This window comes from Lacibacter sp. (assembly GCF_035299325.1).
Classification (GTDB): domain Bacteria; phylum Bacteroidota; class Bacteroidia; order Chitinophagales; family Chitinophagaceae; genus Lacibacter.
This window is the reverse complement of sequence record NZ_DATGWT010000005.1, coordinates 92,374-118,137: the sequence shown is the minus strand read 5'-3', so window position 1 is coordinate 118,137 and position 25,764 is coordinate 92,374. Positions and strand designations below refer to the sequence as shown.

Below are 25,764 nucleotides of genomic sequence, written 5' to 3'. Positions count from 1 at the left end.
GCTACCGGTAATGTCTTATTGGCTAAAGTATATTTAATACCTGTTCTTTGGCTTTTTCCAGTTCATCTTTCATGAGCACCACCAGTTTCTGGATGCCGGAATCGTAGGCTTTGGCGCCTGTGGTATTAATTTCACGACCAATTTCCTGTAACACAAAACCTAGCTTCTTTCCTTTTGATTCTTCACCTTCTTTCAGGATGTTGAGGAAATAGTCGCAATGGTTGCGCAAACGCACCTGCTCTTCACTGATGTCGATCTTTTCAATGTAGTAGATCATTTCCTGCTCAAGCCTGTTCACGTCATAGTTCTCTTTACCCACCTGCTCTTCCATTTTGCGGCGCAGCTCTTCTTTCATTTTATGTTGACGAAGCGGTTCGAGTTCAGAAATTTTTTCCTGGTAGGCAAGTATATTATTAATACGTTCAATGAGATCTTTTTCTAAAGCCGCACCTTCCAGCAGGCGATGTTTGTTAATAGCATCAATTGCATTTTGCAGCGTTTGTTTAAACTGTCCGTATTGCTCTTCACTTAAAATATCGGTGTTGGGAACAACTACATCAGGCAAACGTAACATGGCAGCCAGCACATATTCACTTAGCCCGATATTTAAATCATCGGCCACTTCTTTCAACGGTTGAAAATAAGCCTTCGCCATTTCTTTATTAATAGTAATGGCGCCGTTGCCTCCGTTTTGCTTTAAGAGAATATTGCAATCAATCGTGCCACGCATCAGTTGCTCCGATAACATTGTACGGATCGCAAACTCATACGGCTTTAATAATGGAGTGATTTTTAAATTGAGTTCAAACTGTTTTCCGTTGAGAGATTTTATTTCAACCAGGAATGTTTTATCGCCGGCGGCCTCTTCGGTTCTTCCAAAACCGGTCATTGATTTAAGCATAGCTTATTTTTAAGCAATGTAAAGAATTTCGTTTGTTCGGGGTGATTTAATTAAAACAAGTACATGTAGTAGTATAACGACAATAATAACCTTTTGTAGTTTCTGGCAGTATTAAAAAATGAAAGTGAGTGAAAAATAAAAAGCCCGGAAGACACCGAGCTTTTATGATGGATGGGTTAGTAAGTACCAGGAAATTTCTTTCCCTGCACAATATTAAAAATAATTTCTCCGATATAAAAAATTTTTCAAAAAAATTTTATTCACATTTTAAGTTTGCGTGTGGAAAAGGGTTATGCATTTTTGAAGCAGTCAAAGATAAAAATGAATGCATGATTGAGCCTTCAATTTTATGCGATCAACAAACAATACTTACTTCCTGAAAAAACAATTCTTCTGAAATGCTGTGTTGGCAATAGTTTCAGCAGGTTGAAAAATCAATCATTTTGTTTTTGCAATAATTACTGATGTAAGAGTTTATGTTTTGCAGATGATAAACCAGCTTGTTTGCAGGTCTGAAAAAACAGCAAAAAATGCCAAAAAAATTTTTCAAAAAAAGTTTTCCCGAAGGGTTGTTTTTCCGGTTTAGAAGTTCTTTTTTGCTTCTTTCATGAGTTTTCTATTATTGTTTTTTAATTGTTCCCGATAACTATCGGGATTATTCGCCAGTGAACATCCCGGTTGGTTTCAACATTTGTTGTGACTCTTTCATGGTTTGTTGCTGCAAACTGAAACATATTACCTTTGGCAAAAATCAATGTATGAAGTTTCCTTCTCCGGTTCCTGTACAATGGATTGCTGAACTGATTGGTGCAGTTGTTACTGGCAACAAAAATGGATTAGCAACAGGTATTAATGAAATACACAAAGTGGAAGAAGGCGATCTGGTGTTTGTTGATCATCCAAAATATTATGATAAGTGTATTCAATCGGCTGCAAGTTTTATTATCATCAATAAAGAAACGGCAGTACCCGATGGAAAAGCATTATTGGTTTGTGAACAACCGTTTGAAGCATATCTGAAAATTGTTCGTCACTTTCGTCCGTTTACTCCATCTGATAAATTAATCAGCGATTCAGCTGTTATTGGCGAAGGAACAGTTGTTATGCCGGGTGCGTTTGTTGGCAATCATGTAACGATCGGTACAAACTGTGTTATTCATCCCAATGTTTCTATTTATGATCATACAGTAATTGGTAACAACGTAATTCTGCATGCAGGAACCGTGATTGGCAGCGATGCATTTTATTTCAACACAAAAAAGAACCGTGATGTGTGGTATAAAAAAATGGAAAGCTGCGGCAGAGTGATTATTGAAGATGATGTGGAAATGGGATCGGGCTGTACCATTGATAAAGGTGTAACCCATGATACTGTGATTGGCCGTGGTACCAAGTTCGACAACCAGGTGCATATTGGTCATGATACCGTTATCGGTAAGAATTGTTTGTTTGCAGCGCAGGTGGGTGTGGCCGGTGCAGTGGAAATTAAAGACGGTGTAGTGTTATGGGGACAGGCCGGTGTAAGCAAAACATTAACCATTGGAGAGAATGCAGTTGTGTTTGCACAAAGCGGCGTGCCATCATCATTGGAGGGAAATAAATCGTATTTCGGCACACCGGTAGATGATGCTTTGCAAAAACGCAAAGAGTTGGTATGGGTAAAACGTATTCCGGAATTATGGGAAAAAGTAAAGCGCCTTGAAGAGAAGGGATAGAAACACGGATGACAGGATTATTGCAGATACAAACGGATTTTTTATCTGCCATAAATGTGAAGCCTAACTTAGAACTTAGAGCCGGCTGTTACTCCTCCGGCCAATAATCATACGGCAATTGATCAGCTAAATTTTTCCAGGCCCAGTAACCACTGTTGATCACTTCGTGTTGTTCATAAAAGAAACCATTTTCAGTAATTACAAATCCATTGAGCAGTTCCAGGGTTGAGAGTTGCTCTTTTGCACTAAGCGGATATTTGTTGGCAACCAGGTATTCTTTTTCCATCGGTTGCAAAGTGTACACGATCCGGTATTTACCAAACAAGTTGATCTCTTTATCTACACTATCAACCAAAACATACACCGCAGAGTCGTATGGATTTTCTACTGAACGGATCTTTGGTTTTGCGTTTATGGTGTCATTATAAATATGTTCGATCACAAAACCATTTTCGGCTAAGGTGCTGTCGAAATAGCAACGCATAAAATGTAAGCGTGAACCTAAGTATGCTTTCTCCCTGTTCTTTAGCCAAACAGTTTTTTGTTCAGCTGTTGAATCGAGCTCAGCATAAAACGCAACCCCTGCATAAGCACTGAATTTTGTATTGTAATCATAAATAAATGAATCGAGCTGGTAACTGATGCGGTAACCCAAAGCATAATTCATTACAACAACCGGTTCCTCCGCTTTTACTTTTAATACATTCCGTTTGCGGGAAAAATAGAATTTGAGTACATCCGGATTTTCAATGCTGCATTGCTTGGCAAAGGGTGTGCTGCCAATAAAATAATCAGAGAGTTGTTTTCCATATTTCGTCCAGCCATCTTTTACTTCAGTGCTGGCCTGTATCACCACTTCTTCCAGTTTCTTTTCTTTTTTCTTTAAGATGATATTCAGTTCGTTGCTGTTATCCTGCGACGAACTGATACGGACACTCTCACTTTCATAACCGGTGTAAGTAATAACTAGGTTATGTCCACCTGCAGGTAACTCCATTCTGAATTCGCCTTCTTTATTGGTGATCGTTCCTTTGGTGGTGTTTTGACAAAGCACCGATGCGCCTTCAAGCGGAAGCCGGGTGCTGTCATCCACTACTTTTCCTTTAATGTAGAAATAAGATTGTGCTGAAACGGTACTTGTGAGTATGACAAGGAGAAACGAAAGGATTGTTTTCATATGTGATTTTTCATTGAGATGGATAAAAATAAACAATTTTCAGGCCGTAAAGAAAGAACACCGAAAATCACTAGCTGATTGCGAGGAGAAGTATGGCAGATAAGATTAGTGCCAGTTCAACCAGTAGCTGTACACGTATCTTATTACCAATGATCTTTTTGAATAAAAAGTGAACTATGATGCCGGTTGCTCCGATGAATAATAACGGCATGGCAAATAACTCATCCCAATAACGGGGATTTACGAACTTACTTTCAATGAACAGGTAAAGACCAAACAAAAGCAAAAGAGAGGAAACAATGAATAAAGGTGAAAAGTAAAATTTCATTTGATCTTATTAATGTATCATCCTTGAAAAAATCAACCTACTTCAATCACTGTTTTATTGGCGATGATATGGTAAAGCTTAATGGTGAGGGCCATGAACAGCATTTTAGCATTGGCATTGCGTTCAATATGATAAGCTGCTTCATCAAGTTGTTGGGTGATGGCCTGTTGCTGACTGATATCGCAAAGTTTGTTTAAACGGATCGCAAAATCTTTTTCAGCACCTGTAAGCGGTAAATGCTCTTCGCCCATAGTACGGAGACGGATGCTTTGCTCAAGTAAATGCGTGAAGTAACGCAGAAATTGTTTTTGTTTTTCACGACCAACTCCGCTGATCACATCAACCCATTTTACCTGTGCAATAGGGCCACTCTTTAACACAGCATTCAGCCATTCTCTTAACAAAGATTGCCAGTCTTCTTCTGCATGTTGAATAAGTTGTAGTGCTTCACGATAATTGCCTTCGCTTACGCCGGCAATTTGCATGGCTTGTTCTTCGCTGAGTTTGCTGCGTTGAACCAATGCTGTTGCCGTATCTCTTAAATCAATTGGTGGAATGCGAACCGTTTGGCAACGACTGATGATCGTAGGTAATACCAAGCTTTCATTTTCTGCAACTAATATAAATAAGGTATTAGCAGGCGGCTCTTCGATCAGCTTCAATAATTTATTTCCTTCGTTGCCGAGGTATTCAGGCATCCAGAGCAAGAGTATTTTGTATTCGCTTTCAAAACTTTTAAGGTTGAGTTTGCGGATGATATCGGCACATTCAGCCGCAGTGATATTTCCCTGTTTGTTTTCTGCTCCGATGAACTGCAGCCAATCATACACATTACCGTAAGGGTATAGTTTGATGAACTCACGCCATTCGGTAATGTAATCGGTACTCACAGGTTTATCGCCACTCTTTCTTGGAATAACTGGGTAGCTGTAATGTATATCAGGATGAATATATTGTTCTGCCAGTTCAGCACCATGCGATGAACTTGAAGCTACAGGTTCATCACCAAACAAACCGGCAGTTGTTGCAACGGGTTTGTTCTTTTCGCTCTGCGTAACCACATACGAACTGAAGGCAAGTGCCAGTGGTAAAGCGCCACTTCCTTCTTTACCAATGAACAGCAATGCATGACTGAGGCGGTTATGATCCACCATTTCCTGTAGTTGCTGAATCACGTGCTGCTGTCCAATAATGTGGGAGAATTGCATGGAGCGAAGATAGGATTTGCAGAAAATAAAAAAGCAGAAGTAATTTACTTCTGCTTTCTAAGTGATGCTAAAAACTATTTATAACTTACTTGTGATCTCTTCGCTCAATGGTGTAACCTTACTTGGAAAATAGGCAATGAGTTCTCCTTTTTCGTTCAGTAAAAATTTATTGAAGTTCCATTTCACCTCAGCATCCAGCACGCCATTTTTTTCTTTACTGGTGAGCCATTGGTAAAGCGGATGTATGTCATCACCCTTTACACTGATCTTTGCTGCCATTGGGAAAGTAACATTGTAAGTGCCGGTACAGAATTCCTTGATCTCTGCATTAGTACCTGGTTCCTGTCCGCCAAAGTTGTTTGCAGGGAAACCAATTACCACTAATTTATCCTGGTACTTTTTATACAATTGCTCTAACTCGGTGTATTGTTTTGTATAACCGCATTTTGAAGCGGTGTTAACGATCAGGATCTTTTTTCCTTTATATTTTGAAAAATCGATCGTACCGCCTTCCAGACCTTCCACTTTAAAATTGTAAACGGTTGGAGGGGCGCTAACTGTTTTTTTCTCACTAATCGTAAAAGCAAACGAAACAAATACCACAAGGGCAAGAAGTAAACGTATCATAAAAATTCAATTGTTTTAATGAATAACAAGAAACCGGTAATTCTGTTCAAAGATCATGCGAATTAGGGGATTTTGATCTTCCTCTCATCAAATTTGTGAAAGGTTATTGTTTTTCGTAACAACCAATGTCGGGCAAACCAACTCTTGCCAACCCGTTAAAGTCAGTAGCAAGTGGGGTAATCATTCCTTTATTAATAGCGGGAGAGCCGTCTTTCAGCCTGAAATCGTATATACGGCGAACCACATCCACACTGTCGAACTGCGGGTTCATATTCCGCAACACATTATTGAAAGCTGTATTTGATGGATCTGTTTTTGCTCTGAACAAAACATTATTCAACGTAACATTCGCTGCAGCTGAGCCTTCTTTCTGCACCACAATTTCATTATCAACAAAACCTTCATCGCCCCAAACAATACTATTTGTAAATACAGCCGTTAATGGTGATGTGTAAATAGTATTGTTTTGTTTAACAAAATTTGTGGCTGTGAGTGCCGGATTTTTGTGTTGCACAAATGAATTGGAAGCAGATACAACCGTGCAATGATTAAACTGGTAATTGCCGCCATAGATCAATGCAACGTTGGCTCCGCAATTGCTGATGAGACAGTTGTTGGCAACGACACTGCTGTTAACAGCAAAAAGTCCGATGTCATAAATATTATCAAGCACACAATTGTTCAGGGTAAGTTTAGGATTTGCATTTGAAGAAGGTTGCTCTACCACAATTCCCTGGTATGCGTTTTTAATATAAGTATAGGTTAATTGATTATTGATACTGCTTCCACGGAAATATATACCGGGCCATGCTCCTGGATAATCACGGTAAGGGTCATCTAAACGGTTGCTGCGAAAAACAACACTGTCGCTTTTTGTACCGTTGATGATGAGCGTACCATCTACAATAAAAGGTGCATCTGCATTTAAATGAATTCTTGTCCCTTGTTGAATAGTGAGGACAGCATTTGTATCAACGATCATTCCGCCGAGGATCACATAGGGCTTATCTTTTGTCCAGTTGATGTTCCCTTGCAAAATGGTACTACGGATGTAGTTGGCATTTTGCCCCCACGCTTCTAACTGTTTAAAAGTTGTGTTGCCATTCCATTGCAGCTTAATACTGTCACGGATAATAAAAGGTTGATTATCGGCATTGGGGTTCACGTTCACCCGCACAAACACATACATGCTATCGTTGCCGGCAATTTCAATATTGGTAAACTGTGTTCCCTGACTTCCATCAACATTCATTTTAAAAGCAGAGGCAGTGCCGCCCATTAACTGCACATTACTGATGTTGATTTTTTGCTTGTTTTCATTTTTGATGAGGAAATATTGAGTAACAGATCCTGCGGTTGTAAATACGGTATCGAAATGCAAACTGTCATTACCAATGATGAGTTTTGCCTCGGAGCTGTTGGTAAATGATTCCTTTTTACAGCCAATAGCCATTGCAAGGGAAAGGATAAGTAGTATGGGTAAGTAGTTTCTCACAGTTGTAAAAATAAGCATCCGTATTGGAAAGATGGTATTGTGTGGTTGTTAAACTTGTTTTTTGTTTAATCGTCACTAGACCAGGCAAGAGTTGCAATGCTGAGTTTTACATTATCTGTTTCTTTTATTGCAAGGCCGCAGGCTTCAAGCGTTGCGCCGGTGGTAATAACATCGTCAACCAACAGCACATGTTTTTGTTGCAGCGCAGCGGCATCGGCTACTTCAAAGCTGCCATCAACATTTAGCAATCGTTCAGTACGTCCTTTTTTAGTTTGAGTGTCGGTGTAGCGTTTACGTAATACAATATTGTTCAGAATGGGAATGTTCATTACTTCAGCAATCCCTTCGCATAAAACAGTTGCCTGGTTGTAACCACGTTTCTTTTCTTTTAATGGATAAAGTGGCAGAGGGATCAATCCATCTACAGTAAAACGGTTGCTTTTCTGAATTTGCAACCCCAGCCATTGGCCGAGCTGACGCCCCACTTCTATATTGCCATTGTATTTGAGTTGATGGATCAATCGCTGCAATACGGAGCTTTTGCTGAAGTAATAACCGGCAGTTGCCTGCTCAACATCGAGTCGGCCATAAAATATCTTTTCGATCGGATTGCCGGGTAGTGCTGCATAATTTGTTTCAGGTAAATTGGTATAACAACGAATGCAGATTGATTGATCGTTTTCCAGCAGATCACTTCCACAACCGGCGCAGTTATGTGGATAGAGCAGATGAATAAAATCGTTGAATAATTTGTGGGTGTTGATCATGACAGAAAGATAAACAACAGCCGGAAAATTTGCAAGTGTGTGATTTGCTTGTAGCTAATGGCTATCAGCTACAAGCATTTTACTGAAACAGATACTGGTATAGTTCTTCCACCTTGCTCATAGTGATCACTTCAATATTGTATTTCTGCAACAACTTTTTTTCATTCTCCTTCCGTTGACCAAGATTGTATTTGCTGATGATGATTTTTTCGAAGCCAAGTTTCTCAGCTTCAGCAATGCGTTGGTCGATTCTGTTAACGGCCCTGATCTCTCCACTTAAACCTACTTCACCTGCAAAACAAATATGTGGGTTCAGCGGCACATCTTCATAGCTCGACAGTAGCGAACATAAAACTGCAAGATCGATCGAAGGATCTTCTACTTTCAACCCTCCGGCAATATTTAAAAACACATCCTTCATACCGAAATGAAATCCACCACGCTTTTCAAGAACAGCCAATAGTAATTGCAAACGCCTTAAATCAAAACCACTTACTGTTCGTTGCGGAGTACCATATACACTTTGTGTTACCAATGCCTGCACTTCTATTAACAATGGTCGCATACCTTCCATTGTTGCAGCAATAGCAATACCGCTTAACTGATCTTCTTTTTGTGTGATGAGAATTTCACTGGGGTTAATAACGGGCCGCATACCTGTTTCAGTCATTTCATAGATACCAAGTTCCGATGTAGAACCGAAGCGGTTTTTCATTGTACGCAGAATACGATATGCATAATGACGATCACCTTCAAACTGCAATACCGTATCAACCATATGTTCCAATATTTTTGGTCCGGCAATGTTGCCATCTTTGGTAATATGCCCAATGAGAAATACTGGAGTGTTGGTTTCTTTTGCAAAGCGTTGCAACTCCGCAGCCGTTTCACGGATCTGCGAAATACTGCCGGGTCCACTTTCAATATAAGGTGTTTGTAATGTTTGAATGGAGTCAATAATAACTACCTGCGGTTTCAGTTTTTTTATTTCCTGGAAGATGGTATTAGTTGATGTTTCGGTAAGCAAATAAAAATCTTCGTTGCTCATTTGCAAACGATCAGCACGCATTTTAATTTGCTGTTCGCTCTCTTCACCACTCACATATAAGGTTACAGTATTTTTTAAATGCAAACCTATTTGTAAGAACAATGTTGATTTTCCAATACCCGGTTCACCAGCAATTAAAACAATACTTCCCGGTACAATACCACCACCAAGTACACGGTTTAATTCTGCATCGTCTGTTACAATTCTTTTTTCTTCACTGCTTTTTACTTCGCTCAAGGAAATAGTTTTCATTTCTCCGTTACCGGTGCTTTCTTTCCAACTTTGTTTTTGCGGGTTGTTTTTATCTTTTGTAATTAATTCTTCGACAAATGTGTTCCATTCATTACATGATGGGCATTTCCCGATCCACTTTGCTGATTCATATCCACAATTCTGACAGAAAAAAGATGTTTTGATTTTACTCATGTGTTCAAATATCGATCGTATAAAAGTGCATTAAAAAAAATGATCAGTAAGAAATTATTTTTTTGAAAATGCGTGAGCAAAAAAGAATGATGAAAAAAGAAAAATTCAGCGGAAATAAAATGTAGAAAAGTGAGAAGTTGCTACAAAGTAAAAGGGCTGGAATTTCTTCCAACCCTTTGTACTTACTAACCCATTAAATTCTGTTGCTAAATTACAAATTGCCGCCACATTACAAAATTATTTTTGGCCGATGTGCATAAATTCTAAGCAACTGTGTTACCAAAATAGCACGACTGACAATATGCATAAACGCTACTTAACGTATTAATAATCAATTTTTTATATTAATCTATTTTGAAATAACGTACTTCTCTTTTGCTTACGGCAACATGTAAACGTAACTCCCTCTGTCAAAACGACTTAGCCCGAACTTTTCAATGTAAAAATTTGGCAAAAAAATATTTTGGAAACTAATTTGATGCATGCTTGTTATTAAATTTTAAACAGACTATGACACCAGGAATTTTATTGATCTCTCTTCTTTTTATGGGGATAGGTTTTTTAGTGCAAATGAGGTTAAAATCCAAGTTTAAGCACTACAGCCAACAACCCCTCATGAGCGGTTTAAGTGGGAAAGAAGTGGCCGAAAAAATGTTGAAGGAAAATGGCATTTATGATGTGCAGGTGGTTTCTGTCGATGGCTTCCTGAGCGACCACTATAACCCCATGAATAAAACAGTAAACCTGAGCCCGGACGTATACAATGGACGGTCGATTGCCTCAGCAGCCGTTTCAGCCCATGAAGTAGGCCATGCAGTGCAACATGCCACTGCCTATCAATGGCTTATGTTGCGTTCAAGGCTGGTGCCGGTAGTGCAGGTAAGCACCACGCTTTCCCAATGGATCTTAGCGATTGGTGTGGGTATTCTGGGTTTTGGGGGCGGTAACCCTACCATATTATTGGTTGGTATTCTTTTATTTGCTGCTACCACCGTCTTCTCATTAATTACTCTTCCGGTAGAATTTGATGCCAGTAACAGGGCACTTGCCTGGTTGGAGCGAACCAATGCCACTACACCCCAGGAACACCCGGGTGCTAAAGATGCACTGAAATGGGCGGCTACTACATATGTTGTTGCCGCCATAGCATCCATTGTAACATTGGTGCAGTACATCTTGATTTACATGAGCAGAAGAGATTAAAAAAAGCGACAACTCAGGTGTCGCTTTTTTCTTAATACATTCATTTTAATACTATTATTAACTTGAATGCAGCAGTTGGTGTTTTTGCACTGTCTGTTAAACGAGAAAATTCTGTTAAAAGTTTTTTCCATATTTTCGAAACCAAAATAACTATCACATGAGAAAATTGTTAGGACTAACACTTAGCTTCTTGTTGTTGGTGAGCCAGATGTGGGCGCAGACAAAAGAAGTATCAGGGAAAGTGACAGATGCAAAAGATGGTTCGCCATTAGTTGGTGCGACCATTAAGGTAAAAGGATCTTCCCGTGCAACTACTACTGCTACAGATGGTAGTTTTAAAATTTCATTTACAGGCAATAGCGCAATTCTACAAGTGTCTTCTGTCGGATTCGAGCAAAAGGAAATTGCAGTAACAGGTGGTGAAATTTCTGTGAGTTTGGAAGTTAGCACAACCAGCCTAAACGAGGTTTTCGTCGTGGGGTATGGTACAAAAATTAAACGAGACATTACGGGGTCTGTTACTAAAGTTGGAGCCAAAGAATTGAATAACACACCGGTAACAAGCTTTGAAAGCGCCTTACAAGGTCGTGCAGCAGGTGTACAAATCACGCAACAAAATGGCAAACTCGGTCAGGGGATTAACATTCGCATTCGTGGTTCCGCTTCAGTATCTGCAGGGAATGAACCATTATATGTAGTTGATGGGATTCCATTAATTACAACGAATTTGTCAAGTAATGGCGCACAGACAAACCCTTTAACCGATATAAATACTAATGATATCGAGTCTATTGAAATTCTGAAAGATGCATCTGCAGCAGCAATTTATGGTTCAAGAGCTTCAAATGGGGTTGTACTGATTACTACCAAAAGAGGGAAGGCAGGAAAATCTAAAATCGAATTTGGGTATATGACCGGGTTACAAACTCCAACTAATAAAATGGAGTTTATGAATGCGCAGGAATATGTAGAATATACAAGATTAGCTGCTGCTGCGGCTAAAAGAATCGATCCTAGTTTCGATTATGTGGCATTCAATGAGGGGAGATTGCAACGCTATTCAGCTGGCAATACAGATTATCAAACCTATAAAGTAAATACCGATTGGCAGGAGGAAGCATTTCAGCGCGCCCCAATTTCACAATACGATTTAAATTTCTCCGGCGGGAATGATAGAACTACTTTTTATATGGGTGGTCAATTTTTAGATCAGACAGGGATAATAGTGAGAAACTCATTCAAACGATACAATGGCAGGATTAATGTTGATCAAAAACTTAATAGCTGGCTTAATGTTGGTATGAATATGAGTTTTGCACGTTCACAAAACAATCGTGTATCAAACGATAATGCATTTTCTACTCCACTACAGATTGTAGCGCTTTCTCCAATTACTCCTTTGATTGATCCGAGAACAGGTTTAACCAGCGGCGCACTTGATCTTGCAACTGGTCGTCCAAATACAAATTTTCCTGTTTATTATAACCCGATCTTAAGTGTTGAAAATGCAAAATATACGACACTTACAAACAGAACTTTGGGTAATTTTTATGGTAATGTAACAATAGCTAAAGGATTAGTGTTCAGAAGCGAATTCGGTATAGATCAGTTAAATCAGAATGAAGAAAGTTATAATGGTAAATTAACTGCACGTAATCTTGGTGTTCCAAGTGGTGCAGGATTTAACTCAACAGACCAAATTCTGAACTATAACACCAATAACTTTTTAAGATATTTCAACACATTCAATGAAAAACATGATGTTGATGTAGTTGCCGGTATGAGTTTTCAGGAGTATAAATTAACCAGCAATAGTGCAAGTGGCGAACAATTCCCGAGTGATGCCTTCAAGAAAATTGCAAGTGCTGCGTCAAAAACTGATGCCCAATCTTCAGAAACTCAATTTGCCTTCCTGTCATATTTTGCAAGGGCAAACTACAAGTTTAATGATAGATATTTGCTTGCATTGAGTGGCCGTTACGACGGTTCTTCAAGATTTGGTGCAAATAACAGATATGGATTTTTCCCTGCAGCATCAGTGGGCTGGATACTTTCTGAAGAAAACTTCATGCAAAGTATTAAATGGGTAAGTTTTTTAAAATTGAAAGCAAGCTATGGTTTAACAGGAAATGCTGAAATTGGGAACTTTGCCTCAAGAGGCTTGTTTTCAGGAGATGCCGGATATGGAGCAATTCCAGGAACAAGACCGACACAACTTGCAAATCCAAATCTTAAATGGGAAACAACAGCAAGTACTGATATAGGTATTGAAACAGGATTATTTAATAACAGGTTAGTCATTGAGGCTGATGTTTATCTACGTAACACAAAAGATTTGTTGTTAAGTGTTGAGGTTCCGGGTACATCAGGATTTGCTTCACAAATCCAAAATAAAGGTAAACTGGAGAATAAAGGAATTGAGTTTACTATTACTTCGGAGAACTTTGTAACGAAAAACTTCAAATGGAGCACAAGCGTAAATTTTGGACTTAACAGAAACAAAATTACGGATTTGGCAGGGCAGGAATTAGGCACTGGGCAAAACAGAGCAAGAGAAGGGCAGCCCTTAGGCGTGTTTGTTGCGAGAGAATTTGCTGGTGCTGACCCCGCTACTGGTGATGCGATTTATTACGTGAACACTTTAAAGGCTGACGGTACAAGAGATCGTACCACTACTAACGATTATAATGCAGCAGAGGAAGTAGTAATTGGCAACCCTAATCCTAAGTTTATTTATGGTATGCGAAACACTTTATCCTACAAAGGGCTTGATTTAGAAGTTTTGCTTCAAGGCGTTTATGGTAATAATTTATATTACGGCGGTGGACAATATATGTCAGCTAGTGGAAGTAATGGTTACGATAATCAAACACGGGATCAATTAAATTCATGGAAAAAAGCTGGTGATATTACAAATGTTCCTGAAGCAAGATTGTTCCTTGCAAATGGAGTTGATCCATCGAGCAGATACATAGCAGATGGTTCTTTTTTACGTGTAAAGTCTGTAACGTTAGGTTATAATTTGCCACAATCAATTACGAGTAAGATTAAAATTGAAAGAGCAAGAGTTTATTTCAGAGCTCAGAACCTGTTTACATTTACCAAGTATGGCGGTTGGGATCCCGAGGTTAACGCCGATTATCAAGTTAGCAATATTAACCAAGGCGTCGATTTCTATTCAGCTCCGCAGATAAAGGCTATTGTGTTTGGAATAAACATTGGTTTGTAATTATTAATCTTACAATTTTAAATTATGAAGAAGAGTATATATAAATTATTATTTTTTACACTGGTTGTTTCAACAGTCGGTTGTAATAAAAGATTGGATGTAACTCCTGCTCAAAGCATTGACCAGGCCGATGCTCTGAAAACAAGTGCGGACGTCCAGGTGGCGTTAGTTGGATCCTACACCCAATTAGGAGCGCTTAACTTTTATGGTGGTCGTATGTTTGTTATGTCTGAACTTTTAGCCGATCATAATGAATTGATTTGGTCTGGTACTTTTCAGCAGTTAACTCAGATGTATAATAAGGCTGTTCCTGTTAATAGCACGTTTGTTTCAAATACATGGCTTGCTGGGTACACGGCAATTAATACAGCTAACAATGTTTTAAGTGCAATAGGAGTTGTTGACGCAGCTAACAAAAACAAATATGAAGGTGAAGCAAAATTCTTACGAGCGGCTGCTTATTTTGAATTGGTGAAGTTATATGCTAAGGACTGGAGTAATGGTAACCCCGCCAATAATGATGGTGTCCCTTTGGTATTAACTCCTACAAGGGAGATCACCGAAGCTGATAAGGTTCCACGTGCAAAAGTTTCTGCTGTTTATACTCAAATAATTGCAGATTTAGTGGATGCCGAGGCAAAATTACCGAGCGCCAATGGCTTTTTTGCAACAAAAAATGCAGCAGCTGCTCTTTTGGCCCGTGTATATCTTCAAAAGCGGGATTACGCCAATGCACGTGATGCTGCCAATAGAGTAATTACATCTAATCGCTATACACTTGCCGGCACATATGCCGAAGCCTTTCCTTATAATGGAGGAAATCCTTTTGGCAATACTAGTGAGGATATTTTTGCTATGCAGGTAACAACCAATTCTGGTGTCAATGATTTTCAGACTTTTTTCTCAGCTGATGGACGTGGAGATATTACTATTGCAAACGAGCACCTTAGTTTGTATGAAGCAAATGATGAACGTTTGGACATGTTTTATGTGAGTGGCGGTTCGGTGTACAATGGTAAGAATGATAATGTTTACGGTAATGTTCATACAATTCGTCTTGCTGAAATGTATCTAATACGTGCTGAAGCTAATTTTCGATTAGTTACAGTTGTAGGAGCAACACCTCTTAGCGACATCAATAGAATACGTAATAGGGCAGGCTTAGGGAGCAAATTAACCCTCACATTAGATGAAATTCTTTTAGAACGTAAACTTGAATTGGCATTTGAAGGATTTAATCTGTCAGATATTAAGCGATTAGGAATAGTTACAGGTTATTTCACAGGTGGCGGCGGATTAGCTGCGACTTCAACAAAATTAGTTTTGCCTATTCCTGAAAGAGAGCGTCGGGTAAATCCAAATCTTACTCAGAACGACGGATACTAAATAAAATCTATCTTGAATATTAACCCGGCTATAACTGCCGGGTTTTTTATGCATCCTAACAGCAGTTAGTGTAAATCTGAATGTATTAACTTTGCCCTCCACGAATGAACGACATATGAATTATTCCCCCTCCAATAAAGTCCGCATCGTTACAGCAGCCAGTTTATTCGATGGGCATGATGCAGCCATCAACATCATGCGCCGCATCATGCAAAGCAAAGGCGCTGAAATTATTCATCTCGGTCATAACCGGAGTGTGCATGAAATTGTAGAAGCAGCGATTGAAGAAGATGCTCAGGGTATTGCCATTACATCTTATCAAGGCGGTCATGTGGAGTTTTTCAAATACATGAAAGATCTGCTGGAAGAAAACGGTTGCGGCCATATTAAAATTTTCGGAGGTGGTGGCGGAACAATTCTTCCAACAGAAATTGAAGAGCTGCACCAATACGGCATTACCAGAATTTATTCGCCCGACGATGGAAGACATATGGGTCTTGAAGGGATGATTGAAGATGTCATCAAGCAATGTGATGTTTCATTGAACGGAAGTGGTGATTATAAAAACCCGATGACGCTTGGCGAATTGAAAGATGTAAGAACGGTTGCCAGAAAGATCACCAATGCGGAAAATGGTAACGGGAATTCCAAATTCCAAATTCCAGTATCCAATATCCCGGTGCTTGGAATTACGGGTACGGGTGGTGCAGGTAAATCATCTGTAACAGATGAAATTGTTCGTCGTTATTTGAATGCATTTACTGATAAAACCATTGCTGTAATATCGGTTGATCCGTCGAAGAAAAAAACAGGCGGTGCATTGCTGGGCGATCGTATTCGTATGAACTCTATCTCCAGTCCACGTGCTTACATGCGCAGCCTTGCCACAAGAGAAAGCGATAAAGCCTTGAGTGCACATGTGCAGGAAGCAATCGACATTTGTAAAGAAGCAGGCTTTGATTTTATTATTTTGGAAAGTGCAGGTGTTGGACAAAGTGATGCATCAATTCTTGACTATTGTAATGTGAGTTTGTATGTGATGACTCCGGAATATGGTGCAGCATCACAATTAGAAAAGATCAACATGCTCGATTATGCCGATGTAATTGCCATCAATAAATTTGATAAAGCAGGCGCATTGGATGCATTGGCCGATGTACGCAAACAATACAAACGCAACCATCAACTGTTTATGGCAAAGGATGAAACGTTGCCGATTGTTGGTACGATTGCCTCACAATTCAATGATGCAGGTGTAAATGAATTGTTTGAAAAAATCATTCATGCTGTAGAAGCAAAAACCAATACAAAGTTTAGCGGCGTTGAACATGTAACACACAGAGACACGGTAAGCAAATCATTGATCATTCCGCCGGCACGTGTGCGTTATCTCAGTGAAATTGCTGACGCCATTAAAGATTATAATCAACTGGTGGAAGAGCAGGCAGCAATTGCTTCAAAAATTTACCAGTTGCAGGGAGCTAAGCAAACATTGACGTCCGCAAATGCACCGGCAACTGTTATTGATGAAATTGAAAAGCAAATTCATCAACTCACCGAACTGCAAACACCGGTTGCAAAAAAACTGATTGCACATTGGCCGGAGAAAGTACAAGCATATCAGAAAGATCACTATGAATACAAGGTGCGTGATAAAATTATCAAACAACCTTTATTCAGCACAAGCTTAAGTGGTACACGTATTCCGAAAGTGGTGTTGCCGAAGTACAAAGACTGGGGCGATTTATTAAAATGGCAGGCACAGGAAAATGTGCCCGGCAGTTTTCCATTTACATCAGGTGTGTTTCCATTAAAGCGTGAAGGCGAAGATCCAACGAGAATGTTTGCTGGCGAAGGTGGTCCCGAACGTACCAATAAACGTTTTCACTACGTTTCACTTGATCAACCAGCCAAACGTTTATCAACTGCATTCGACAGTGTAACATTATATGGTGAAGATCCTGCTCATCGTCCCGACATTTATGGTAAAGTAGGAAACAGCGGTGTAAGTATTGCAACGGTGGATGATGCAAAAAAACTCTACAGCGGTTTCGATCTCTGTGATCCAAAGACATCGGTAAGTATGACCATCAACGGTCCGGCTCCGATGTTGCTGGCGTTTTTTATGAACACCGCTATTGATCAACAATGTGAGAAATGGATCGAGACGAATGGGCAGCAGCACTTAGTTGATGCAGCATTTGAAAAGAAATTTGGCAAAGGATTAAAACCTGTTTACAACAATACATCTTCACCAAATGAACTGCCATCAGGCAATAACGGACTTGGTTTACGATTACTCGGCTTAAGTGGCGATGAAGTATTACCTACCGATGCCTATGAACAATGCAGGCAAACTGCATTGCAACAGGTGAGAGGAACAGTGCAAGCTGATATTTTGAAAGAAGACCAGGCACAAAACACCTGCATCTTCTCAACAGAGTTTGCATTGAAGCTGATGGGTGATGTGCAGGAATATTTTATTCTGCAGAATGTTCGCAATTTTTATAGTGTCAGCATCAGCGGTTATCATATTGCAGAAGCAGGTGCAAATCCCATCACACAATTAGCATTCACGTTGGCAAATGGATTCACGTATGTTGAATACTATTTGAGTCGGGGAATGAGCATCGATGATTTCGCACCCAACCTTTCCTTTTTCTTCAGCAATGGAATGGATCCTGAGTATAGCGTGATTGGCAGAGTAGCACGAAAGATATGGGCAAAGGCCATGAAGTATAAATACAAAGCCAATAAACGCAGCCAGATGTTGAAGTATCATATTCAAACAAGTGGCCGCAGTTTGCATGCGCAGGAAATTGATTTCAACGACATACGCACAACGTTACAGGCTTTGTATGCTATTTATGATAACTGTAATTCATTGCACACAAATGCATACGACGAAGCCATTACCACACCAACGGAAGAAAGTGTACGCAGGGCAATGGCTATTCAGTTGATCATTAACAGAGAACTCGGTACGGCGAAGAACGAAAACCCGAATCAGGGTGCATTTTTAATTGAAGAGTTGACTGATTTAGTTGAAGACGCAGTAATGACCGAATTCAACCGTATAACTGAACGTGGCGGCGTGTTGGGTTCAATGGAGCGGATGTACCAACGTAATAAAATACAGGAAGAAAGTTTGTTTTACGAACATCAGAAACACACAGGTGAATTGCCGATTGTTGGCGTAAATACATTCCTTAATAAAAAAGGGAGCCCAACAATTGTTCCCGGTGAAGTGATCCGCAGTACAACAGAAGAAAAAGAACAACAGATCAACAACCTGCATGCTTTCTGGAAACGAAATGAGCAACGAAGTGCATCAGAGTTAAAAAAGTTGAAAGAAGTGGCAGTAAGTAACGGTAATATTTTCGCCCAGCTCATGGAAACAGCGAAGTATTGTTCATTAGGACAAATCACCCATGCACTCTACGAAGTAGGCGGACAGTACCGCAGAAATATGTAATAAAAAATGCCGCTCATTTGAGCGGCATTTTTCCGAATACAAACCTTCATCATTCGTTCTCTTTTACTTCTTTTCCTTTCTTATCGATCATGATGAGGTTCCCGTTTTTCATTACACGAGCCTGTCCATCAACAAAGAAATCAGCAAAGTTGTATTGATATTCAAACACCAGGTTTCCTTTCTTATTGATATAGCCCCATAAGCCCTTACTGTTTGAAACAGGAGCTAAGCTTTCTGCAAAACCTCTTGCGTTTTCAAACTGATAAGGAATTACCACGGCGAAATTATGGTCAACAAAACCATACTTGCCATGCATGCGCACCACAGCCAATCCTTCACGGAAACAGCCGGCATCTTCATACTTGAATTCTTCAACCTCCTTACCGGTTGAATCAATATAGCCCCATTTGTTATCCTTACGTACAGTTGCTTTGCCTTCACGAAGCGTCATTGCTTCATCATAGATCAATGGCACCACCAATTCTCCTTTCGTGTTAACATATCCATACTTGTTTTCTTTTGAAACTTTTGCAAGACCAAACGCAAACTCATCTACATAGTCGTATAGTTTCACCCAGCTTTGTGCAGTTGAATCTAAAGCAATGAACAGCATGATCAGAATGAGATACTTTTTCATTGTTCATATTTTTAGTGTGTTAAAAATCATATGTTAAGTTAGAAACTGATCTCATCTGATTCAATGATGACAGGCATAAGAAGGAATGACGATGAGCAGAAAACGGGCTTTTCTTCTAAATACGTAACTTGCTGCCATGAGGAAACTGTGCTTACTACTACCCCTTTTGGCGTTGTTGATCAGCAGTTGTTCAACCAATCCATACAGGGTTACCAACAAATCGTACAAAAAACAAACGAAGGCGTTTGCGAAATTATTGAGTCAGTATCCATTAAAAGACTCTGTAAATAATGCGCCTTATTTTGTTGGCACGACTAATCTGTCGATGCGCCGACCGAATTTTGTCATCATTCATCATACTGCACAAAACAGTTGCGAACAAACATTAAAAACGTTTACGCTGCCACGCACACAGGTGAGTGCACATTATGTGATCTGTAAAGATGGAACCGTGCATCATATGCTCAACGATTATTTGCGTGCCCATCATGCAGGTGTGAGCAGATGGGGTAACTCAACCGATATTAATTCAAACAGCATTGGCATCGAGTTAGACAATAATGGCTTTGAATCATTTGATGAACGACAATTGAACAGTTTGAATTTATTACTGGAGCGATTAAAAAGATCTTTCAATATACCTGCAGCTAATTTTATCGGTCATGGTGATATTGCACCTACCCGTAAAAATGATCCTAACTGGCGTTTCCCATGGCAAACCTTGAGTGAAAAAGGATTTGGTTTATGGTGGAGCGATACCAGCAATGTGCAGGTGCCTGAAAATTTTGATTACCTTACAGCTATCCGTATTGTTGGTTACGATGTAAAAGACACATCGGCAGCAATTGTTGGATTTAAACGGCATTTCCTGATGGATACAACAAAAGGAATGACTCCCGAGGCCAAAAAAGTGCTGTTTCAGCTACATAAAAAATACCTGTAACTTTAATCAACTTCGATTGTTCTTAACAGAATCATCTGTTCTGTGATTGCTCCATATTAAAAAGATTGCAACAGGAAACGATTGCGATATTGTATCGTAAGGGTGAACGTGTCTAAAAAACGATATATTGCCTGTTCATGAATCCGCTACCTTTTGAAGAATCGGTTAAATAAAAAAGTATGACAGCAGAGCAACAACGATTATCAGAAAATGCAAATAAAACTGTTCCGCTCGAACGTTGGGGACCTTACCTCAGTGAACGGCAATGGGGAACGGTACGTGAAGATTATGGTGAACATGGAGATGCGTGGGGTTATTTTCCTTTTGAACATTCTCACTTTCGTTCCTATTTATGGGGCGAAGATGGATTGGCCGGCATCTCCGATTATTTCCAGAATCTTTGTTTTTGTGTGGCGTTATGGAACGGAAAGGATCCGATCTTAAAAGAACGCTTATTCGGCGTTGGCAACTATAGTGGCAACCATGGTGAAGATGTAAAAGAATTGTACTACTACCTTGATAATGTTCCGTCGCACTATTACATGGAATATTTATACAAGTATCCGCAAAGTGCATTTCCTTATAAAAAACTCTACGAAGAAAATAAAAAACGTAATAGGCTTGAGCCTGAGTATGAAATTTTAGATACACCTGCTTTTCGTAACAATCATTACTTTGATGTAAAGGTGACCTATGCGAAACAAAGCAGTAACGATGTATTCATTAAGATTGATATTACCAATCTGTATCATCGTTCAGCCGATCTTACGGTATTACCTACACTCTGGTTTTCGAACAAGTGGAGTAATGATGAGAAGCAGATGAAGCCATTGCTGGAATATGTAAACAAGAACAGTGTGCATGCATGGCATAACCGTCTTGGTGATTATTATTTTTATTTTTCAGATGCGGATGATCTTTGGTTTACAGAAAACGAAACCAATAAAGAGAAATTCAATGGCACATCAAACAAATCCATTTTTGTAAAGGATGCGTTTCATGATGCAGTGATCAGTAACAAGAATAAAAAGAAGCTGCGTGAGAAAAGGGAAGGAACGAAATGTGCGCCCGTTTATAACCTCCACTTAAAAGCACATGAAACAAAAACACTTTACTGCAGGCTCGTAGATGGTTATATGGATCAACCTTTCTATGATGGCTTTGAACATTTGTTTCAGCAACGAAAACAGGAGGCTGATGATTTTTATGCATCGGTTATTTCCCCTGCTTTAACTGAAGATCAGAAACGTATTTCACGTCAGGCTTATGCAGGTTTGTTGTGGAGCAAGCAATTTTATTCGTTTGATGTTGAGCAATGGATCAATGAGGGTGATGGTATTACCTCTCCGAATAACGGAAAGAAGTTTGGACGAAATAGTGACTGGACGCATCTGAAAAACGCAGATGTTATTTCCATGCCCGATAAATGGGAATATCCCTGGTATGCAGCATGGGATCTGGCTTTTCAATGTATTGCAATGGCGGCAGTTGATCCGGTGTTTGCAAAACATCAACTGCTGCTCATCATGCGTGAGTGGTATATGAAGCCGGATGGACAGTTACCTGCATACGAATGGAATTTTGGTGATGTAAACCCACCGGTGCATGCAACAGCGGCCTGGTATGTTTACAATATTGAAAAGCGACGCACAGGAAAAGGTGATGTTCAATTTTTGAAACGCATCTTTCAAAAACTCATTATCAATTTTACCTGGTGGATCAACCGGAAAGATGAAAACGGAAATAATTTATTTCAAGGCGGCTTCTTGGGTCTTGATAATATTGGAGTATTCAATCGCTCTCATCATATTCCCGGCAATCATCAACTGGAGCAGGCCGATGGTACTGCATGGATGGGGATGTATGCATTGAACATGATGGACATTGCATTGGAGATCGCCATGTATGATGATGCGTTTGAAGATACAGCTACACGTTTCTTCGAACATTTTGTATTGATCGCTGAAGCATTGAATGAACAACATACCTGGAACGAAGAAGATAAATTCTATTACGATGTATTGGTGCTGCACGATGGAAGTCATTTACCGTTACGTATAAAATCTGCGGTAGGGTTAACAAGTCTGTTTGCAGTATCAACTATACACAGAGGAAGTTTGGCAAGGCTGCGTGATTTCAGAAAACGTATTTCATGGTTTGAGAATTACCGAAAATCAAAAGGACGTTTTTGGCCGAACGAAGAAAAGAGTGATAGCGAAGAGATCCTTATTTCTCTTGTGCCTAGAGAACGGTTACTGGCAATACTTACACGTTTGTTAGATGAGTCAGAATTTTTATCAGTAGGAGGCATCAGGGCTTTGTCAAAAGATCATGAAGCAAACCCTTATTCAGTGGAAATCGATGGACAGATATATTCTATCAAATACGATCCGGGTGACAGCACCAGTGATATGTTTGGTGGTAACAGTAACTGGCGTGGACCTGTGTGGTTACCATTGAATTTTCTTACCATTCAGGCAATCAAAAGTTTTGGTGATTTTTATGGTGATAGCGTGAAAGTGGAATATCCAACCGATTCAGGAAACTACCTGAACCTGAGAGATGTGGCAAAAGAATTATCAAATCGTATTATAAACATGTTCAGCATAAACGAAAAAGGGGAACGCCGTTGTTACGAAGATTACAATTGGTTTTACAAACAACCGGGCAATGAACATTTGATACTCTTTTACGAATATTTCAATGGTGATAGCGGCAAAGGATTAGGCGCAAACCATCAAACAGGATGGACGGCTCTTGTTGCTGAATTACTGCACGAGTTCCAGTAATACCATCTTGATTTACGAAGTAGCTCAAAGAGCAACATGGAAATCTTTGATAGTATTATACCGCAGTAAAAAATTAGCCTTATAATCTGTATGGCGGCATAAATTGCATATATGGAATTTGGAAGAGTTGATGAACAGCTATTAGACAGCATTGATTTTTCATTGCCTGCTGAACCTCTGTTTAATAAAACAGTGCTCAGCGGAAAAGCTGTAAAAGATGCAAAGGTTTATTTGGGCTGTGCCAAATGGGGACGAACAGAATGGGTGGGCAAGATCTATCCGCCCAAAACAAAAGAGAAAGATTTTTTGAAACACTATGTTGAACATTACAATAGTATTGAACTCAACGCCACGCATTATAAAGTATATGGTGAAGCGGGTACACGTAAATGGGCAGAGGCGGCAAAAGGAAAAGACTTTAAGTTTTGTCCCAAGATGTATCAAGGCGTAACGCATCGTGGAAGTTTGAAAGGGAAAGATTTTATTACCAATGAATTCTTCCGTGGTATTGTAGGGTTTGAAGAACATCTCGGTCCCATCTTCGTGCAGGTGAGCGATACTTTTTCTCCAAAACGTAAGCAGGAATTGTTTGATTACATGGCATCGCTGCCAAAAGACCTGCAGTTCTTTTTAGAAGTTCGTCATCCTGATTGGTTTGGGAAAGAAGAAATACGAAACGAATTCTTTACTACTTTAAAACAACTGAACATTGGTGCAGTCATCACCGATACTGCAGGCCGTAGAGATTGTGCACACATGCATCTAACTGTTCCAAAAGTATTCATCCGTTATGTAGGCAACAGTTTACACAAATCTGATTACACCCGTTGCGATGTATGGGTGGATCGTATGAAGCATTGGATGCAACAAGGCATGGAAGAAACTTATTTTTTTATGCATATGCATGATGAAGCAACATCACCGGAGCTGACTGTTTATTTGGTTGACAAGATGAATAAGGAGATGGGATTGAATTTGATCAAGCCAAAGTTTATTGAAGGCGGTGTGAGTGAAAAACCAAAGCCAAAGCAACGAGGATTGTTTGATTAATGCACTTCATACAATTCTTCCCATCGTGTTGTATACCGTGGACTGCGTAACTCCTGCCGCATCTTCCAGTCTCTGGTAGTGCCGCTGGCTGCAAACTTCAACACATCATCCCGTTGACTGAAATTGATATTGTCGATCATGTCCATCAGCAACCGACCATTATTTTTTGTTTCGGGCAAAAATAAATTTCCCTGGATTGATGCATCGGGTACAAGTCCACTTAACATCACACCTGCTTTTTTGTACAACGTTCCTTCTTTGAATAAACGATCAACCATTGCAACAGCAGGCTTAATTAATTCATTGGTAAACGAAGTAGCAGTGGGCAAAGTGGTGTATCTGCTATGTGTAATGCCCCGGTTAAATGTTGCGTTGTGATTTTCTTCTTTCGACACCACAAATATGCTGATGATATTGGCAGCACTGTGTTGCCTTCTTAATTTTTCGGCAGCCCTTGATGTATAGGTAGCAACGGCCTCTTTAATATCATTGATATCGCCAACCGGGCTGCCGAACATGCGTGTGGTAGCGATCATTTTTTTATTCAGCAGTTCGTCCTGCATATCTTTTGATGCAATGCCATTAAGTTCACGGATCAAACGCACACCCACCACGCCACCTAAATGTAGCCTGCCAAACTCTTCACTCATTTTACTCAGCTGCAATGCATCATCAATAAACCATTGTTCTTTTAATTTCTTAGCATATTGTCCACCTACTCCCCAGATATCACCCACCGGAGTGATGGCTAATGCCTTTTTTATTTTTTCGATTGTATCCAGTACAATCACACCACCTGATTTTTCTTTATTCTTTTTCGATAAGCGATTCGCCAGCTTGGATAATACTTTGGTTGGTGCAACGCCGATGGATACTTTAATGCCCGTCCATTGTTCTACCGTTGCTTTCATATCACGTGCAATACGATCGAGTTCTTCTGTGGGGAACAGACTCAGATTTACAAATGCTTCATCTACAGAGTAGACTTCAACATTTTGATCACCCATGATGGCCCGCAGTGTATCCATCACCCGCATACTCAAATCGCCATACAAGTTGTAGTTGCTACTGAACACAGCTACATCATGTTTTTTAATCAATGGCTTCGCCATGAAATAAGGTCCGGCCATATCTACACCCAACAACTTTGCTTCATCGCTGCGGCTGATAATACAGCCATCGTTATTGCTGAGTACAACAACAGGTTTGTTATCCAGGTGCGGTTTGAATAAACGCTCGCAGGAGCAATAGAAATTATTACAATCAACAATGGCATACATACTACGGTAGTTTCCATTCACAGTGTGTTGTGCGAACAGGTCGGTTTGTATGGATTGTATTGTTGTTGCCATAATTTTTT

General features: G+C 39.8%; 18 protein-coding genes. 8 read left to right on the top strand and 10 right to left on the bottom strand.

Annotation, left to right across the window (positions count from 1 at the left end; translation table 11 throughout):
• Positions 1-22: 22 nt before the first annotated feature.
• Positions 23-901: a YicC/YloC family endoribonuclease gene (locus VK159_RS04925; RefSeq protein WP_324229027.1), complete on the bottom strand. Its 879-nt coding sequence runs from the start codon at positions 899-901 to the stop codon at positions 23-25.
• A gap of 758 nt (positions 902-1,659) precedes the next feature.
• On the opposite strand from VK159_RS04925, the gene VK159_RS04920 reads away from it, so the two are divergent.
• A complete protein-coding gene (locus VK159_RS04920) occupies positions 1,660-2,616 on the top strand; it encodes a UDP-3-O-(3-hydroxymyristoyl)glucosamine N-acyltransferase (protein ID WP_324229026.1) in 957 nt (318 codons plus the stop codon).
• Positions 2,617-2,704: 88 nt separating this feature from the next.
• On the opposite strand, the gene VK159_RS04915 is transcribed toward VK159_RS04920, so the two are convergent.
• From VK159_RS04915 to radA, 7 genes are all read right to left on the bottom strand, one after another.
• Positions 2,705-3,793: a carboxypeptidase-like regulatory domain-containing protein gene (locus VK159_RS04915; protein ID WP_324229025.1), complete on the bottom strand. Its 1,089-nt coding sequence runs from the start codon at positions 3,791-3,793 to the stop codon at positions 2,705-2,707.
• A 70-nt stretch (positions 3,794-3,863) separates the two neighbouring features.
• On the bottom strand, positions 3,864-4,121 hold the full coding sequence (locus VK159_RS04910) for a hypothetical protein (protein ID WP_324229024.1): 258 nt from the start codon (positions 4,119-4,121) through the stop codon (positions 3,864-3,866).
• A 32-nt stretch (positions 4,122-4,153) separates the two neighbouring features.
• On the bottom strand, positions 4,154-5,329 hold the full coding sequence (locus tag VK159_RS04905) for a hypothetical protein (protein ID WP_324229023.1): 1,176 nt from the start codon (positions 5,327-5,329) through the stop codon (positions 4,154-4,156).
• A 78-nt stretch (positions 5,330-5,407) separates the two neighbouring features.
• Complete coding sequence (locus VK159_RS04900) at positions 5,408-5,956, bottom strand: glutathione peroxidase (protein ID WP_324229022.1); 549 nt, start codon at positions 5,954-5,956, stop codon at positions 5,408-5,410.
• Between the two features lie 103 nt (positions 5,957-6,059).
• The gene (locus VK159_RS04895; protein ID WP_324229021.1) at positions 6,060-7,451 is read right to left on the bottom strand and encodes a choice-of-anchor Q domain-containing protein; all 1,392 of its coding nucleotides are present in this window, start codon (positions 7,449-7,451) and stop codon (positions 6,060-6,062) included.
• Positions 7,452-7,516: 65 nt separating this feature from the next.
• The gene (locus VK159_RS04890) at positions 7,517-8,218 is read right to left on the bottom strand and encodes a ComF family protein (RefSeq protein WP_324229020.1); all 702 of its coding nucleotides are present in this window, start codon (positions 8,216-8,218) and stop codon (positions 7,517-7,519) included.
• A 79-nt stretch (positions 8,219-8,297) separates the two neighbouring features.
• Positions 8,298-9,692 carry a DNA repair protein RadA gene (radA, locus tag VK159_RS04885; protein ID WP_324229019.1) on the bottom strand — a complete coding sequence of 465 codons (1,395 nt, stop codon included), beginning with the start codon at positions 9,690-9,692 and terminating at the stop codon, positions 8,298-8,300.
• A 510-nt stretch (positions 9,693-10,202) separates the two neighbouring features.
• On the opposite strand from radA, the gene VK159_RS04880 reads away from it, so the two are divergent.
• From VK159_RS04880 to VK159_RS04865, 4 genes are all read left to right on the top strand, one after another.
• Positions 10,203-10,895: a zinc metallopeptidase gene (locus VK159_RS04880; RefSeq protein WP_324229018.1), complete on the top strand. Its 693-nt coding sequence runs from the start codon at positions 10,203-10,205 to the stop codon at positions 10,893-10,895.
• A 157-nt stretch (positions 10,896-11,052) separates the two neighbouring features.
• Positions 11,053-14,124 (top strand): TonB-dependent receptor, encoded by a 3,072-nt coding sequence (locus tag VK159_RS04875; RefSeq protein WP_324229017.1) that lies wholly within the window; start codon positions 11,053-11,055, stop codon positions 14,122-14,124.
• 24 nt (positions 14,125-14,148) lie between these two features.
• On the top strand, positions 14,149-15,510 hold the full coding sequence (locus VK159_RS04870) for a RagB/SusD family nutrient uptake outer membrane protein (protein WP_324229016.1): 1,362 nt from the start codon (positions 14,149-14,151) through the stop codon (positions 15,508-15,510).
• Positions 15,511-15,625: 115 nt separating this feature from the next.
• Positions 15,626-18,985, top strand: a complete 3,360-nt coding sequence (locus VK159_RS04865; protein ID WP_324229015.1) for a methylmalonyl-CoA mutase family protein — start codon at positions 15,626-15,628, stop codon at positions 18,983-18,985.
• A gap of 49 nt (positions 18,986-19,034) precedes the next feature.
• Here VK159_RS04865 and VK159_RS04860 read toward each other — a convergent pair whose 3' ends face one another.
• A complete protein-coding gene (locus VK159_RS04860; RefSeq protein WP_324229014.1) occupies positions 19,035-19,622 on the bottom strand; it encodes a WG repeat-containing protein in 588 nt (195 codons plus the stop codon).
• Between the two features lie 136 nt (positions 19,623-19,758).
• Here VK159_RS04860 and VK159_RS04855 point away from each other — a divergent pair, with 136 nt between their 5' ends.
• The 3 genes from VK159_RS04855 (at position 19,759) to VK159_RS04845 (ending at position 24,404) form a co-directional block, all read left to right on the top strand.
• Entirely contained in the window at positions 19,759-20,565 is an 807-nt protein-coding gene (locus VK159_RS04855) for an N-acetylmuramoyl-L-alanine amidase (RefSeq protein ID WP_324229013.1), read from the top strand.
• Positions 20,566-20,744: 179 nt separating this feature from the next.
• Complete coding sequence (locus VK159_RS04850; RefSeq protein WP_324229012.1) at positions 20,745-23,354, top strand: MGH1-like glycoside hydrolase domain-containing protein; 2,610 nt, start codon at positions 20,745-20,747, stop codon at positions 23,352-23,354.
• Between the two features lie 111 nt (positions 23,355-23,465).
• The gene (locus tag VK159_RS04845; protein ID WP_324229011.1) at positions 23,466-24,404 is read left to right on the top strand and encodes a DUF72 domain-containing protein; all 939 of its coding nucleotides are present in this window, start codon (positions 23,466-23,468) and stop codon (positions 24,402-24,404) included.
• Here the strand turns inward: VK159_RS04845 and VK159_RS04840 are convergent.
• Entirely contained in the window at positions 24,401-25,756 is a 1,356-nt protein-coding gene (locus VK159_RS04840; RefSeq protein ID WP_324229010.1) for a Y-family DNA polymerase, read from the bottom strand. The two genes, VK159_RS04845 and VK159_RS04840, sit on opposite strands and share 4 nt — an antisense overlap.
• Positions 25,757-25,764: the final 8 nt, after the last annotated feature.

Coding starts and splice junctions, on each gene's coding strand:
- VK159_RS04925 (WP_324229027.1), bottom strand. CDS start 901: ATGCTTAAATCAATGACCGGTTTTGGAAGAACCGAAGAGGCCGCCGGC.
- VK159_RS04920 (WP_324229026.1), top strand. CDS start 1,660: ATGAAGTTTCCTTCTCCGGTTCCTGTACAATGGATTGCTGAACTGATT.
- VK159_RS04915 (WP_324229025.1), bottom strand. CDS start 3,793: ATGAAAACAATCCTTTCGTTTCTCCTTGTCATACTCACAAGTACCGTT.
- VK159_RS04910 (WP_324229024.1), bottom strand. CDS start 4,121: ATGAAATTTTACTTTTCACCTTTATTCATTGTTTCCTCTCTTTTGCTT.
- VK159_RS04905 (WP_324229023.1), bottom strand. CDS start 5,329: ATGCAATTCTCCCACATTATTGGACAGCAGCACGTGATTCAGCAACTA.
- VK159_RS04900 (WP_324229022.1), bottom strand. CDS start 5,956: ATGATACGTTTACTTCTTGCCCTTGTGGTATTTGTTTCGTTTGCTTTT.
- VK159_RS04890 (WP_324229020.1), bottom strand. CDS start 8,218: ATGATCAACACCCACAAATTATTCAACGATTTTATTCATCTGCTCTAT.
- radA (WP_324229019.1), bottom strand. CDS start 9,692: ATGAGTAAAATCAAAACATCTTTTTTCTGTCAGAATTGTGGATATGAA.
- VK159_RS04880 (WP_324229018.1), top strand. CDS start 10,203: ATGACACCAGGAATTTTATTGATCTCTCTTCTTTTTATGGGGATAGGT.
- VK159_RS04875 (WP_324229017.1), top strand. CDS start 11,053: ATGAGAAAATTGTTAGGACTAACACTTAGCTTCTTGTTGTTGGTGAGC.
- VK159_RS04870 (WP_324229016.1), top strand. CDS start 14,149: ATGAAGAAGAGTATATATAAATTATTATTTTTTACACTGGTTGTTTCA.
- VK159_RS04865 (WP_324229015.1), top strand. CDS start 15,626: ATGAATTATTCCCCCTCCAATAAAGTCCGCATCGTTACAGCAGCCAGT.
- VK159_RS04860 (WP_324229014.1), bottom strand. CDS start 19,622: ATGAAAAAGTATCTCATTCTGATCATGCTGTTCATTGCTTTAGATTCA.
- VK159_RS04855 (WP_324229013.1), top strand. CDS start 19,759: ATGAGGAAACTGTGCTTACTACTACCCCTTTTGGCGTTGTTGATCAGC.
- VK159_RS04850 (WP_324229012.1), top strand. CDS start 20,745: ATGACAGCAGAGCAACAACGATTATCAGAAAATGCAAATAAAACTGTT.
- VK159_RS04845 (WP_324229011.1), top strand. CDS start 23,466: ATGGAATTTGGAAGAGTTGATGAACAGCTATTAGACAGCATTGATTTT.
- VK159_RS04840 (WP_324229010.1), bottom strand. CDS start 25,756: ATGGCAACAACAATACAATCCATACAAACCGACCTGTTCGCACAACAC.